General features: G+C 43.0%; 13 protein-coding genes. 5 read left to right on the forward strand and 8 right to left on the reverse strand.

Features of this window, described 5'->3' with window-relative positions; translation table 11 throughout:
- Positions 1–3: 3 nt before the first annotated feature.
- Both AC1TO4_RS06710 and AC1TO4_RS06715 read right to left on the reverse strand, forming a co-directional pair.
- Complete coding sequence (locus AC1TO4_RS06710; RefSeq protein ID WP_482101548.1) at positions 4–609, reverse strand: class I SAM-dependent methyltransferase; 606 nt, start codon at positions 607–609, stop codon at positions 4–6.
- A gap of 28 nt (positions 610–637) precedes the next feature.
- The gene (locus AC1TO4_RS06715) at positions 638–2,263 is read right to left on the reverse strand and encodes an amidohydrolase (protein WP_482104704.1); all 1,626 of its coding nucleotides are present in this window, start codon (positions 2,261–2,263) and stop codon (positions 638–640) included.
- Positions 2,264–2,370: 107 nt separating this feature from the next.
- On the opposite strand from AC1TO4_RS06715, the gene AC1TO4_RS06720 reads away from it, so the two are divergent.
- The 5 genes from AC1TO4_RS06720 (at position 2,371) to pstB (ending at position 7,152) form a co-directional block, all read left to right on the forward strand.
- Positions 2,371–2,811 (forward strand): YtoQ family protein, encoded by a 441-nt coding sequence (locus AC1TO4_RS06720; RefSeq protein WP_482104705.1) that lies wholly within the window; start codon positions 2,371–2,373, stop codon positions 2,809–2,811.
- 648 nt (positions 2,812–3,459) lie between these two features.
- On the forward strand, positions 3,460–4,416 hold the full coding sequence (locus tag AC1TO4_RS06725) for a PstS family phosphate ABC transporter substrate-binding protein (protein WP_482104706.1): 957 nt from the start codon (positions 3,460–3,462) through the stop codon (positions 4,414–4,416).
- 88 nt (positions 4,417–4,504) lie between these two features.
- Complete coding sequence (gene pstC / locus AC1TO4_RS06730; protein WP_482104707.1) at positions 4,505–5,443, forward strand: phosphate ABC transporter permease subunit PstC; 939 nt, start codon at positions 4,505–4,507, stop codon at positions 5,441–5,443.
- Position 5,444: 1 nt separating this feature from the next.
- Positions 5,445–6,317 carry a phosphate ABC transporter permease PstA gene (gene pstA / locus AC1TO4_RS06735; protein WP_482104708.1) on the forward strand — a complete coding sequence of 291 codons (873 nt, stop codon included), beginning with the start codon at positions 5,445–5,447 and terminating at the stop codon, positions 6,315–6,317.
- Positions 6,318–6,378: 61 nt separating this feature from the next.
- Positions 6,379–7,152: a phosphate ABC transporter ATP-binding protein PstB gene (pstB, locus tag AC1TO4_RS06740; RefSeq protein ID WP_482104926.1), complete on the forward strand. Its 774-nt coding sequence runs from the start codon at positions 6,379–6,381 to the stop codon at positions 7,150–7,152.
- A gap of 166 nt (positions 7,153–7,318) precedes the next feature.
- On the opposite strand, the gene AC1TO4_RS06745 is transcribed toward pstB, so the two are convergent.
- The 6 genes from AC1TO4_RS06745 to sigW form a co-directional block, all read right to left on the reverse strand.
- Entirely contained in the window at positions 7,319–8,923 is a 1,605-nt protein-coding gene (locus AC1TO4_RS06745) for a GGDEF domain-containing response regulator (RefSeq protein ID WP_482104709.1), read from the reverse strand.
- 241 nt (positions 8,924–9,164) lie between these two features.
- Positions 9,165–10,514, reverse strand: a complete 1,350-nt coding sequence (gene glmM / locus AC1TO4_RS06750; protein WP_482104710.1) for a phosphoglucosamine mutase — start codon at positions 10,512–10,514, stop codon at positions 9,165–9,167.
- Between the two features lie 39 nt (positions 10,515–10,553).
- Positions 10,554–11,873 carry a CdaR family protein gene (locus AC1TO4_RS06755; protein WP_482104711.1) on the reverse strand — a complete coding sequence of 440 codons (1,320 nt, stop codon included), beginning with the start codon at positions 11,871–11,873 and terminating at the stop codon, positions 10,554–10,556.
- Positions 11,866–12,702, reverse strand: coding sequence for a diadenylate cyclase CdaA (cdaA, locus tag AC1TO4_RS06760; protein WP_482104712.1), 837 nt, complete (start codon positions 12,700–12,702; stop codon positions 11,866–11,868). Before cdaA ends, AC1TO4_RS06755 begins: the two co-directional genes overlap by 8 nt.
- Positions 12,703–12,830: 128 nt before the next feature.
- On the reverse strand, positions 12,831–13,466 hold the full coding sequence (locus AC1TO4_RS06765) for an anti-sigma factor family protein (protein ID WP_482104713.1): 636 nt from the start codon (positions 13,464–13,466) through the stop codon (positions 12,831–12,833).
- A gap of 11 nt (positions 13,467–13,477) precedes the next feature.
- Positions 13,478–14,041, reverse strand: coding sequence for an RNA polymerase sigma factor SigW (sigW, locus tag AC1TO4_RS06770; protein ID WP_482101559.1), 564 nt, complete (start codon positions 14,039–14,041; stop codon positions 13,478–13,480).
- Positions 14,042–14,126 lie beyond the last annotated feature (85 nt).

The raw sequence follows: 14,126 nt of genomic DNA on the forward strand, positions 1-14,126 counted from the left end.
AAATTATTCTTCCTCTCTTTTTTGAAACATACTTTGTACGACGTGTGCGGTTCCAGAATGTAGCTGACCTTCCACACGATTGACTTCTCCAATATGAAAGTGTTTGACGAAGTAACCGTCGAAGTGCTCGAGCATTTTTACAGGATCAGAAAGCATTTCTACATTGCGCGGGCCGCCTGTTCCGTAACTTAGCTGTTCTATCGTATACAATTCACTTATATAGTAGCCGCCTGGTTTCAACGCTTTTTTTATCCCTGCCAAGGTGCGCTCCATAACGATTTTCGGAAAATGACCAAAAATGTGGACGATGGCATCCCACTGTTCGTCTTCCCACAGTACATCCGCCAAGTCTTGCAGTTCCGTTTTTACAACGACACCTTTTTCATCCGCCAACTGTTTTGTCTTCTCCAGTCCTGCCGGTGCATAATCCCAAGCCGTCACATTGAAGCCGAGTGATGCCAGGTAAACCGAGTTGCGCCCTTCACCTTCTGCGATACACAGGACTTTTCCTTTTGGCAATTGCTGTGCCATCTCCACAAGAAATCCATTCGGTTCTTTACCGAAGATGTATTCATTTGCTGAAAACCGATCGTTCCAACTGTTCGTCATTCGTCAGACCCCTTTTATTAGGTTGCTTCTAGCTTACCACATTGTTCGCTAGGTTTAAGGGAGCATCATGATTGATTGCCGCTGACGGGCCTATATACATCACTTCACCCGCAACAACGGTCATCACAACGTTCGCCTCTAACATCTTTTCCGCTTCCACTTGGAATAAATCCCTGTCCAGCACAGTGAAATCAGCATCAAATCCAGGCACAAGCTTACCGCGGACATCCGCTTTGCCAATTGTGCCCGCACTCCCAGTCGTAAACAGACCAACTGCCTCATAGCGGCTTAGTTTTTCATCAGGCAAATAGCCTTCGTGGGTTTCCCCAGGTTTCCTCCGCGTCACCGCTGCATAAATGCCAAGTAATGGATCAACCTCTTCAATCGGTGCATCCGAACCACCTCCGCAAATGAATCCGCGGTCGAGTAGCTTTTTCCACGCATAGGCCCAGTTAAGACGATTTTCCCCTAAACGGTCCATGACCCAAGGAAAATCAGACGATACAAACACCGGTTGAATATCTAAGATAATCGGCAGCTTTTCCATCCGTTCGACAAGATCTTCACGCAATACGTTGACGTGGATAAGCCGATCGCGTTTGCCAGTAGGTACTGGGTACTTCTCGATCGCATCGAGTGCTTTTTCAACGGCAGCATCCCCGATGACATGGGTAGCGATTGCTTCCCCATTTTCTCGTGCGAGCGCCACCAACGCATCGATTTCCTCATCTGTCACGACTGTCATACCGGACGTTTCCGGCGTATCCGCATACGGTTTGCTTAACAATGCTGTTTTACCACCAAGCGCCCCATCTATGAAAAACTTCATCTCGCCAGGATCTATCCAAGGTTCATTATAAGTGGCTCGTTCTTTCACCAATTGCTCGAAAACAGTTGACCGCCGCAATAGATGTGCACGGAATTTCTTTTGTTCACCGATGACGTTCTTGAACGCTTGCAGCGGGTTTTTGTAGTCACCATAATACCCAAGGTCATCTGTCACGCCCCCTGTCAGCCCAAGTGACAGCAAATCATCGACTGACTTTTGTAAGGCACGTGTCAATGATTCTTCCGTCGGCTCCGGAATTAGGCCGAGTACAATCTCCTGCGCTCCTTCTTTCAAGTAGCCTGTTGGTTCCCCGCTTTCATCGCGCATAATGACACCGTCTTCGGGATCTACTGTATCTTTTGAAATACCTGCTAGCTCAAGCGCTTTCGAATTGGCGAGCGCCGCGTGCCGGCACGTCCGCTTTAAAATCATAGGGGAATCCGTCACCTTGTCCAATTCATACCGTGTAAATATCTTTTTATCTAAGAAGTTGTTTTCGTTCCAACCTTCACCGACAAACCATTCGTTTGATTTCAAATCCGGATACGCGTTCATCAACCTGTCCATCATTTCATCAGCGGATGATGCCTTCGATAGATCCAGACTTAGTAACTTTTCGCCGTGACCAATCATATGCATATGACTATCGACGAATCCTGGATATAGAACGGTACCTTGTAAATCTATTGCAGTATCTGCTAGTACTTTTAAATCCTCATACGCACCAACTGCGCTAATCTTACCGTTTTCTGTGAGCAGCGCCTCAACTTGGCCGCCTTCTTGTTCCATTGTATACATTGTGCCGTTATACCAAAGTGTTTTCATCCAAATTCCCCCTATCTCTATAGGTATAGTCTAAACTTTCGGTCATTAGTGAGCAACATTTTGAATATCAATGTTACAATTAAGACTAATGATTAGGAGGGATTTAGTTGAGATTAACTGTTTACCTGGCAGGGGAAATTCATAGTTCATGGCGCGAGGAAGTGAAGATGAAAGTTGCGGCACTTAATTTGCCAATCGATTTCGTCGGTCCCATGGAAGATCACGACCGTTCTGATAACATCGGGGAAGATATTCTAGGCAAGCAGCAAGATGCAATTTCCAAAGATGCAGCGGCATCGAGCTTTAACAATTTGCGCACTGAGCTATTGATGAAGCAAGCCGATCTTGTCATCGCTTTATTCGGGGAGAAATATAAGCAGTGGAACACCGCCACGGACGCGAGTGCCGCTGTCGCGTTTGGCAAACCACTTATCCTTATTCGCAATGAAACACATCATCACGCACTGAAGGAATTATCCCGCAAAGCAAACGCCACCGTCGAAACGGTCGATCAGGCTGTAAAAGCATTGCATTATATTTTCGAATGAACCTATACCTTCATACGGGCTGCCCCTCTCAAGGGCTTGCCTTTTTTTGCGTTTAAGAAGGTTTACAGAAGTTACCATTTTAAATAGACATATGAAGACATTCCAAATTACCGATCTAGTTATTCAATAGAAATGGTGTTTAACCTGCTAGGGTAATGGGTATCTGAATATATAATTCGACAATTAAGATGACTATTCTCCAAGAAATTATACGGCCACGTTCGGCTCGAAAAAGTTATTTCATCTTGAAGAAAATGATTTATCATTCGAACAGTGGATAAATAATTGGCAATGGCACACTATACCTGTAAGGAAGAAAATGCGACCATGAAACCGCAGTTTTCGGTAACGTATACGTCAACTAGCTATTGTTGGATCACTCATCAGGGCAGAAATTCTGATCCTCAGAAGTCCCTAGATTCATCCAGGGATGACTGTGTGATGTGGATATCTACTTACATACACATTCTTTTGAATGATTTCTACACCAACCATACATGTCAAAAGACCGATCATATATCCTTGCGCGCCAATCATATAGACCCACGCCCCATTTACAAAACCTTTACAATGCCTTCACACATCCTCAACATTTCACCTCTATCATATGAGTTGTAGTTAAAACACACTTTAGGGGGACAATAACAGATGAAGAACTTTAAATTTCTAGCAACACTTGGACTTGCAAGCTCGATTTTCCTAGCAGCTTGTGGTGGTACAGATTCAGGAAATACAGATACGGACGGAAGCAGTTCTTCCGATAAAGATACTCCTGCACTAAGCGGTAGTGTAGCAGGTGACGGATCGTCAACAGTTGCACCAATCATGGAAGCGATTGTTGAAGAATATGCACAAGCTGAAAAAGACGTTAAAGTTTCCGTAGGTGTTTCTGGTACTGGTGGCGGATTTGAGAAATTCATCGCTGGTTCAACAGACTTTTCAAATGCATCTCGTCCAATTAAAGATGAAGAGAAAACTAAGCTTGAAGAAGCAGGCGTTGACTACACTGAACTTAAAATTGCAAACGATGGTTTGACAATCGTTGTTAATAAAGAAAACACTTGGGTCGATTCACTAACTGTTGAAGACCTTAAGAAAATGTGGGCAGAAGATGGAACAGCAAAAAAATGGTCTGACATCAATCCTAGCTGGCCTGACGAAGAAATCGTCTTCTATTCACCAGGTACAGATTCTGGTACATATGACTACTTCAATGAAGTTGTCTTAGAAGATACTGACCTTGTAAAATCCGCAACACTTTCTGAAGACGACAATGTCCTTGTAACAGGCATTAAAGGCGACAAAAATGCAATCGGATTTTTCGGATATGCGTATTATGAATCAAACAAAGATGCTTTGAATGCAGTATTGATCGATGGTGTTGAACCGAACGCTGAAACAATCGAGTCCGGCGAATACACACCGTTCTCACGTCCACTATTCGTTTATGTTAGTAACGAAGCAGTAAAAGAAAAAGAAGAAGTTCGTAACTTCATGGAATTCGTTATAGACAACTCAGCAGCAATGGCAGAAGCCGTCGGTTATGTACAACTTCCTGATGCAGACTACGAAGAAGCACGTAAAACATTAGATGCTATTAAATAATAACCTAACTCTATTCAACCTATAAACATTCTCGGCTGCCCCGCATTCTAGGGGCAGCCATCACACTTTCAAGTAGGAGGTCCATCGATTGACTTCATTTAAACCGACAGAAAAGATGCGGACACGCGATGTCATTGCTGCTGCCAAGAAGAAAGAGCATTTCGGAAAAATCATTCCCCATCTCTTACTCGCTGTTACCTCTGTTGCTGTACTTGCGACATTTGGAATCATTTACACACTGCTGAAAGAAACATTCATCTTCTTTCAAGAAATAAAGATAACTGACTTCCTTTTCGGCACAGAATGGGCACCTTTCTCCAATGCTGATCAGGCATTCGGGGTACTTCCCTTAGTACTCGGTACATTAAAAATTGCAGCCGTCGCACTTCTCATCGGGGTCCCTTTCGGTCTTGCATGTGCGATTTTCCTCAGTGAATATGCATCACCCAAAGTCAAAAAATTTACCAAACCAATTATTGAATTACTGGCTGGTATTCCAACGATTGTTTACGGATTCTTCGCATTAGCAGTCGTGACACCGTGGCTTCAGTCATTCATTCCACAATTAAAGTTATTTAACGCACTAAGCGCCGGTATTGTTGTCGGTATTATGATTTTACCAATGATTATCTCACTTTCGGAAGATGCACTTTCTGCTGTTCCTAATTCATTCCGTGAAGGATCTTATGCACTTGGATCTACTAAATTTGAAACAGCTATCAAAGTCGTCTTTCCAGCAGCTATTTCTGGGATTGCGGCATCCATTATCCTTGCAGCTTCACGTGCTGTCGGCGAAACAATGATTGTTTCTCTTGCTGCCGGTTCCACACCGGTATTTAATATGGACTTTACGGGTTCCATTCAAACAATGACTTCCTATATCGTTCAAGTCGCAACTGGCGACGCAGGTTATGGTACTACAATCTATTATTCCATTTACGCTGTCGGTTTCATGCTGTTCCTGTTCACGTTCATTATGAATCGGACTGCTTTATACATCAAGACGAAATTCAGGGAGGAATACTAATATGGACCGCGTTCTCCTATCAAAAACAAATCGCCGTCTATCCAAAGACTCGGCGATGAAATGGTTGTTTGGTGCAATTGCTGCTGCAGTGCTAGGTATTACATTCTTCTTATTTTACGGTATTGGTGCAGATGGTGTCGATCGATTAAATCTTTCATTCTTTGCGAATTTCGGTTCCCGCTTCCCTGAAAAAGCGGGCATTAAAGCAGCACTTGTCGGTACACTGGCTCTCATGGCCGTTGTTATTCCGGTCTCCATGTTCTTAGGTCTGTGTTCGGCTATTTACCTTGAAGAGTATGCTAAAAAAAATAAATGGACATCTTTTATTGAAATGAATATCAGTAACCTTGCCGGAGTTCCTTCTGTCGTCTTCGGACTTCTCGGATTAACTGTTTTTGTTCGTACATTATCCCTTGGTAATAGCATCTTAGCTGCTGGATTGACGATGAGTCTGCTTATCTTACCCATTATCATTGTTGCTACTCAGGAGGCTTTAAAGTCAGTTCCGGATACACTTCGAGAAGCTTCCTACGGTATGGGTGCAACGAAATGGCAGACAATCGTCCATGTGATTATCCCATCAGCAATCGGTTCTATTTTGACAGGCAGTATCTTATCCTTCTCACGCGCTATCGGTGAAACAGCACCGCTTATTGTTCTTGGGATTCCGGTTATTGTTCAATTCTTACCAACCGGTCCACTCAGTACATTTGCAGCATTACCCATGCAAATTTACGATTGGGCAAAACGTCCCCAACCCGAATTTGCGGATACCGCTTCAGCAGGTATTATCGTCCTGATGATCTTGCTTATTACCATGAACGGAATTGCCATCTACTTTAGAAACAGATCACAAAAAAAGCTTCAAAATTGATAGGAGGATTATGATGACAAAAACACTCATCCGAACGAATACAGATGCCAAGTTACGAGTCATGAAGAATGAAAATTGGACAAAAGCGGTTTATGAAACAAACGGTTTAAATCTTTGGTATGGTACGGCGCACGCACTTAAAAATGTCGACTTGTCCATCAATGAAAAAGAAGTAACAGCAATCATCGGGCCATCTGGTTGCGGTAAATCAACTTATTTAAAAACATTAAATCGGATGGTAGAAAATGTAGGTGACGTTACGATTTCCGGTAACGTTACATTTATGGGCAATAATATCCTGGGTAAATCAATGCCTGTTGAACTGCTCCGTTCTAAGGTTGGTATGGTATTCCAAAAGCCAAATCCTTTTCCAAAATCAATCTATGAAAACGTTGCGTATGGACCTAAAATTCACGGTATTCGAAACAAAGCCATGCTAGACATTATCGTAGAAGACAGCTTGCGTAAAGCGGCTTTGTGGGATGAAGTAAAAGACCGTCTTAACAAAAGTGCATACAGTCTTTCCGGCGGTCAGCAACAGCGACTCTGTATTGCTCGCTGCCTCGCAATTGACCCGGAAGTTATTTTAATGGATGAACCGACGTCAGCATTAGATCCAGTATCCACACACAAGGTAGAAGAATTGATTCGCAATATCAAAAACGATGTGACCATTACAATCGTCACACATAACATGCAACAAGCATCGCGTATTTCTGACCGTACTGCCTTTTTCTTAAACGGTGAAATCGTAGAATGCGACCGCACTTCTACCCTATTCAGCACGCCCACTGACGAGCGTACGGATGACTACATTAACGGTAGATTTGGTTAATCATAAAGTGATACGCAATCAGTGGGGCTCATCCCCACTGTTTTTGTTTGAGATTTAAGTGGTGTTTCAAGAGGGCATCCCCCGATAATGCAGGGAAAATAGAAAAGGTCAACTGTACATTAGTGACTACTACACTAATGTACAGTTGACCTTTTTCATTCGCTTTCTAATTGAATAGCCTGTTTGTCAATTGCTGTATACGGGACAGTACATCTGCGGGTTTGAATGGTTTCATGATGTAATCGTCGGCCCCTAGCCACAAGGCCGCCTTAATATCAGAGTCGCCTGTACGCGCAGTCATCATGGAAACCAGGATGTTTTTTTCAACCTTTTCACGTTTTAATCGACTCAGGACCTCAAGCCCGTCCATTCCTGGCATAACGCCATCTAGAAGTACAATATAATGTGCTTCCGGACTATACCAATCGGCTTCAAGAAAAGTAAGCCCGTCCGAGAAAACTTGTACAGAAATATCTATGTCAGGAATCGTCCATTCCATTAGCTTCTCTTGAAGCATTATTCGGATTAACGTGTCATCGTCTACAATAATTATATGTAATTTCCGATTCACATGAGACTTTCTTTCATCAAAAATAACGGTTTGGTTACGACCCGTGCGTTTTGCTTCGTAAAGCGCTTGGTCTGCGGAAGATATGAGTTTCTCTACATCATTATCGTATGTCGCAACTCCCGCAGAAAATGTAACAGAAAAAGATTTGCCTGCTTCCTGAAAGACAATTTCATTAAATGTTGTCCGAAGTCTTTCCACAAATTTAGCGGCGTCAACGGATTCCACACCAGACAATAGTATAATGAATTCCTCTCCCCCATACCTGAACACATCATCCGTTTCCTTTTTTTCTGCCTTTAACACTTCTCCTAACTTTCGGAGTACTTCATCTCCGGTCAAGTGACCATACATGTCATTCACTTGTTTGAAATGGTCAAGATCCATCATGACACATGAGAAAGGAATAGCCGATTGGTTATACCTTTCCGTAAAAAAATGAATTCTGTTGTCAAAATGCCTGCGATTCCCTACCCCTGTGAGTCCATCCGTGTAAACCGACTTTCCAATCGACTTCCTGATTTCATCCCGGTTAAACAAGTAAGGGATGAAGACCTCGCTGTCAATCGGCTTGGCAATAAAGTCCATTGCACCTCTTTCAAATGACCGCATCTTGTTTTTCCGCGATCGATCGACGCTCGTAATCATCATCGTCACTTGCCGCGCATTGGCGGTGTCTTTTATTTGATCAAGAATTTCAAATCCACTCATATCCGGCAGCTTTAGGTCAATGAGTACAAAATTGGGACGCATTGAATAAAACTGCTCTATGCCCCTCTTACCATTCATAGCAATGATTACCTGTGCGCCCATCGTCTCAAGAAGCTCTTTCACAAAGGCAATGAACTCCAATTCACTATCGATAATCAGTACAAATGTTTCTTCGTCGAAACGGTTACGGTATACCTCTGGGAAATTGAAGTTGTCTTCTTCTCCTGTACCATCCAAAAAGCTCTTAATCCTGTTACTAAAATTCCCGAGCGATGGTACAGGAATTTTACTGTCATTTCCATATGATAAAGTTTCAAGTTGAGAAGCACAAAAGTCAGAGATTGCTTTCAATCCCAGTGTGTCTGTTGTCCCTTTTAGTATGTATAAAAAGTCATAAAGTTGACCTTCTGCAATAAAACCCAGTTTGCCCCATTTCGCTAAAGTCATCTCAATCCATTCGAGAAGCATCTGGCGAGAACTCTCTTGACTCATTGTTTTTTTGTACCCCCCTGTAGAATATTGAATCTATATTACCCAGTTATGAATATTATAGTCTATTAAATCGCCCGCAACAATTGATATCAAAATCATAGAGTCTAAATAACTCGACTACTTGGCACTCCATCAGGAGGCGGCGCATAGGATGTGATATTTCTAGTCTTCCCTTTCGGTATACTTAAATAAAAAAGGAAACACCCTAGATTTAGGTGTTTCCAATCAATTTTTCCGTTAATTATTCCGTTCCCATTTCTTCACGCACTACATCAACAATCCTGTCGACAAGGCGAACACACTCTTCTTCGTTAGGTGCTTCCACCATGACCCGGACGAGTGGCTCAGTACCAGATGGCCGTACAAGTACGCGACCGTTTCCAGCAAGCTCTTTCTCCACATCCGCTATTACTCCTGCAACACGTACATTGTCGGTTACTGCATGCTTATCCAGTACGCGTACGTTCACGAGTTTCTGTGGATATATTTTCATTTCAGCCGCTAGTTCAGATAGCTTCCGTCCAGTAATCTTCATAATGTTCACAAGTTGAAGTCCTGTGAGGAGACCATCGCCAGTCGTATTATAGTCATGGAATATAATATGACCGGATTGTTCTCCGCCCAAATTATAATTCCCTTTTCTCATTTCTTCGACAACATATCGATCTCCAACTGCGGTTTGCACACTTTTCATGCCGTGATCTGAAAGTGCTTTATAAAAGCCTAGATTGCTCATGATAGTCGATACAATCGTGCCTTGTTTCAAACGGCCTTCCGAGTTCAGATGGCGGGCAATGATGAACATGATCTGATCACCATCAACAACCTCTCCGTACTCATCTACTGCAATAAGGCGATCCCCGTCCCCATCAAACGCCAAGCCGATATTAGCACCTTTTTCAACAACGAGTTTTGCCAATACTTCTGGATGTGTTGAACCGACACCGTCATTAATATTTAAACCATTCGGCGAAGCGCCCATCGTTGTGAGGTCTGCATCAAGGTCAGCAAACACATGCGTCGCCAGTGTCGACGTAGCGCCGTGTGCACAATCGAGTACAACGTGAATTCCTGCGAATTCTTCATCGACTGTCTGTTTCAAATACTGAATGTATTTATGGCCGCCTTCAAAGTATTCCGTAATCGAACCAACTGCTGCTCCCGTCGGACGTGGCAATGTATCTTCCTGTTCATTTAACAATTTTTCAATTTCTTCTTCTTGTTCATCCGTCAGTTTGTAGCCGTCAGCACCAAAGAATTTAATGCCATTGTCTTCGACTGGATTATGTGAAGCTGAGATCATAACTCCGGCCTGGGCGTTCATGACACGTGTCAAATAAGCGACCCCCGGTGTACTGATAACCCCTAGAGTCATCACTTCAACACCCGTTGATAAAAGACCCGCAATTAGCGCATTTTCAAGCATGTGACCAGAGATACGAGTGTCCCTTCCAACAAGTACCTGTGACTTCCCTTGGAATTCTTTCGTTAACACATGCCCTCCAAATCTTCCTAGCCTAAAAGCAAGCTCCGGCGTCAATTCTTTATTTGCAATCCCACGAACACCATCGGTTCCGAAATACTTTGTCATTTTCATTCTCCTTTTCAATCCTATCCATTCAACTGAATGTCAGGCAAGTTCAATTTGCATCGTTACTTCTTTATCGGAAATTTCCCATCGTACATCTGAAGGGCCTTCTACTACTATAGGCAGAATCTGTTCCCCTTCATCCGTCGCTCCCGACGCGTCGACATAGATAGTGAAATCTGAACTCTTTAATGCATCGATTACATTTTGTTCTGCAGTGACAGTCAGTACGACTAACCCGTCTGCCGGCTTAATAAATGAACTGGTGAATTTCTCGTCCAATCCCTGTACCGCAACGCGAATATCGCGTAAATCTTTCGATGAGACTTTCACATCCTCGTCCGGCTTCGGTGTGCTAGCGGCATCATCTGTTTCTTCCAAGTCATCCGGATTGGTCTCTTCTAAATCTGATTCTGAATCCGGATTCGTTTCATTAGCCGCTACTTTTACTTTGATTTTATCCAACGACATCCCTGAAACGCCTTTAGGTTTTTTCAACTCAAGATCCAACGTTTCAGATTTCTTCACTTTAGATACATCCACATCTACGACGAATTCTTTGATTTGATCCAGCACTTTACGTGACCCGAATAAGCTAATTGATTTGTTATCAGTCGCAATAGAATCGACAGTTACACCTTCAGCGGGAGTCCCTTGCAACTTAAGTACGATTGGCACTTCTTTACTGTATTCTGCAATCTCGACTTTGACATTTACTTGTTCAGGTACAATTGTCACATTCAGCTTCGTCAAATCCTTGTCCAACACACGGACCCTGGTTTCCTGCTCGAATGTCTTGTTAATTTCTTTGTCCCCCGTAATCGAGGCTTTTACAAAACTGATGGATTCAATCACGCTCTTGGCACCTGTCACTTCGATTGTTGCTGGATCAACATCTATTTTTACAACATGGAAGTTTTCTGCAAGCAAACGCTCATTCATTTCAGGGTCAACGCGGAATGACTGTGTTATCTTTTCTTCAATAACAACGTCGATTTCCGCAGGATCAATCTGTACGTCCAGCTTTTCGGAAATGTTTTCATGTTGAATCTTGACAGTATGTTTACCCATTGGCAAACTCGACAAGTCAACCCGTAGTGTAAAGTCTTTTACTAACTTCGTTGATTGTACAATATTTGCCGGACCTTCAATTGTCATATTGACCGTTTCCGGTACTCCGGTGACAACAAGGTTTTCGTTGTCATAATATACTTCTACATTCACGTCACGAATGCTGTCTCTCGCATCCCCAACCGCTTTGCCATTGGAGTTCTCTTCCGCTTGCACGAAGAAGAAAAAGATGAGTGCAAGGATTAAGGCTGTGGAGCGAAGAAACCATGGTCTATCCATAAACTTATCCATTAGTTCTCCTCCTCCACTTCCAGATAGAAGATTCTTTCAGTTCAGGAGTTGAACCGAACCACACTCTTTTCAGTCGTTCTTCAAACTCCTCCATTCCAAGATTCCGATCAATATCTCCATTCGCAGTTAAACTGATCGCGCCCGTTTCTTCCGACACGATAATTGTCACGGCATCCGTTACTTCACTAATTCCGATTGCCGCTCTATGTCGAGTCCCGAGCTCTTTTGAAATGAACGGGCTCTCTGACAATGGTAAGTAACAGCCTGCCGCCGCAATTCGGTTACGCTGTATAATCACTGCACCATCATGGAGTGGCGTATTCGGGATGAAAAGGTTGATAAGAAGTTCCGAGCTAATCGCGGAATCCATACGAGTACCGGTTTCAATATATTCACTTAACCCCGTTTCCCTTTCAATGGAAATGAGTGCACCAATTCTACGTTTAGCCATATAGCTAACCGATTTCATGATTGCTTCAACGAGACGTTCCCGCTCTTCCTCTTCCTGTATATTTGTCCGAGCGAATAGTCGTCCTCGTCCCAGTTGTTCAAGTCCACGCCTGAGCTCAGGTTGGAAGATGATGATGATTGCCAAAAATCCGAACGGGAGTACTTGATCCATTAAAAATCTGAGCGTATCAAGACCGAAAATGTCTGTCAGAAATCGAACGATGATAATCACAAATATCCCTTTTAAAAGTTGAACGGCTTTCGTTCCTTTTATAATCGTAATCAGTTTATAAAAAACAAACCAGACTAGAAGCACATCTATGATATTAATAAGTGCCGCTACTGGACTGAAATCAATTAATTCTTGCCATTTGGGCATGTGCTCCGCCTACCTTCACAAACAGTTTCTTATGCGTACAGTATAGCATAACAGTACTCGACTGTCTTTCCTCACAACACACAAAGAGCGACCGTCCCTGCTCGCGGCAGTAGCATCGGTCGCTCTGTTTACTCCCCGTCTTGGTTCTTTTCAGTTGACGCTGGGATGATTGCCTTGGCTGTTTCTTTCATTTTGTACCATAGCCAATCAAAGACTTTATCAATCTCCTCATTCTTGCCTGTTACAACCGCCGTAGAGGCCATATATTTAGAACCCCTAATAACGGTTACATCACCATCTACTTTTCCATCAATTCGGAGCGTACCGTTTTTAACAACAATATCCCCTTCAATGGTTTCCCCAGCAGGAACGAGTACCGTTTGTCCCTCAACGATTAGATTCGGTTGTTTTGTCACTGAAAATTGCTGTTCATTCCCATAACTTGAAAAAAGCGTTGCGCTCATCAAGACGAAAAATAGGGCAGCAGCCGCAAATAGTGGATGTTTTCGCAACCAGCGCTGAGCACCTGCTTGGGACTTTTCTTTTGGAAGACGCGCCATGACAGCGTCAACAAATTTATCTGGTGCTTTTATTTGAGCAGCACTTCCTATAAAAGCAATGGACTCGGTTAACCCATTCATAATTTCTCTACATTCTGAGCAGCTATCTAAATGTTCTTTCAACTGCCGCTCTTCATCGCGGCTAATGTCGCCATCTAAATACGCGTGCATAAAGTGAACGATTTGTTCCGGACACGTATTCATATTATTCCCTCCTACATGGTACCCATCTGTTTCCGAAGTACTTCCCGCCCTCTATGAACACGGGTCTTTACGGTCCCTAAAGGTAGCCCTAAAATGTCACCAATTTCTTGCAGCGGTAATTCTTCGATATATCTTAAAATGATGACAGAACGATATTTATCCGGGAGCCTACCAATTTCATAATGGATACGTTGCTGTAATTCCATTCTTTCAACTTCATCTTCCGGAAGTTCGTCCGTTGCAGCAAGTTGCGAATACATATTCAGACCATCCGTACCTGGTACATTAGCATCAAGATAATAAGCAGGTTTCTTTTTGCGGATACGATCGATGCATAGATTCGTTGCAATTCGAAACAACCAAGTTGAAAACTTCCGCTTTTGGTCAAATGTATGAATATTGATATATGCACGGACAAATGCTTCCTGTGAAATATCTTCCGCCTCTTGCGCATTTCCGAGCATCCTGTAACACACTTGGTACAAGCGATGCTGAAATAACGTTACGATCTCCTCAAATGCATTTTGATCGCCTTTCAGAACTTCATTTATTCGTTTATTGATTAGTTCATCCAATGTTTTTCATCCTCCGCTCTATGCGGCTGTCCCTTCTATACGTTTGAAGGTGGCGACAGGTTTCATTTTTTATATTAATTTTATT

It is taken from the genome of Sporosarcina sp. Y838, from assembly GCF_056786515.1.

Excerpts from the sequence above, each read along its gene's own strand:
- AC1TO4_RS06710 (WP_482101548.1), bottom strand. The coding sequence starts at position 609 with ATGACGAACAGTTGGAACGATCGGTTTTCAGCAAATGAATACATCTTC.
- AC1TO4_RS06715 (WP_482104704.1), bottom strand. The coding sequence starts at position 2,263 with ATGAAAACACTTTGGTATAACGGCACAATGTATACAATGGAACAAGAA.
- AC1TO4_RS06725 (WP_482104706.1), top strand. The coding sequence starts at position 3,460 with ATGAAGAACTTTAAATTTCTAGCAACACTTGGACTTGCAAGCTCGATT.
- pstA (WP_482104708.1), top strand. The coding sequence starts at position 5,445 with ATGGACCGCGTTCTCCTATCAAAAACAAATCGCCGTCTATCCAAAGAC.
- pstB (WP_482104926.1), top strand. The coding sequence starts at position 6,379 with ATGAAGAATGAAAATTGGACAAAAGCGGTTTATGAAACAAACGGTTTA.
- AC1TO4_RS06745 (WP_482104709.1), bottom strand. The coding sequence starts at position 8,923 with ATGAGTCAAGAGAGTTCTCGCCAGATGCTTCTCGAATGGATTGAGATG.
- glmM (WP_482104710.1), bottom strand. The coding sequence starts at position 10,514 with ATGACAAAGTATTTCGGAACCGATGGTGTTCGTGGGATTGCAAATAAA.
- AC1TO4_RS06755 (WP_482104711.1), bottom strand. The coding sequence starts at position 11,873 with ATGGATAAGTTTATGGATAGACCATGGTTTCTTCGCTCCACAGCCTTA.
- cdaA (WP_482104712.1), bottom strand. The coding sequence starts at position 12,702 with ATGCCCAAATGGCAAGAATTAATTGATTTCAGTCCAGTAGCGGCACTT.
- AC1TO4_RS06765 (WP_482104713.1), bottom strand. The coding sequence starts at position 13,466 with ATGAATACGTGTCCGGAACAAATCGTTCACTTTATGCACGCGTATTTA.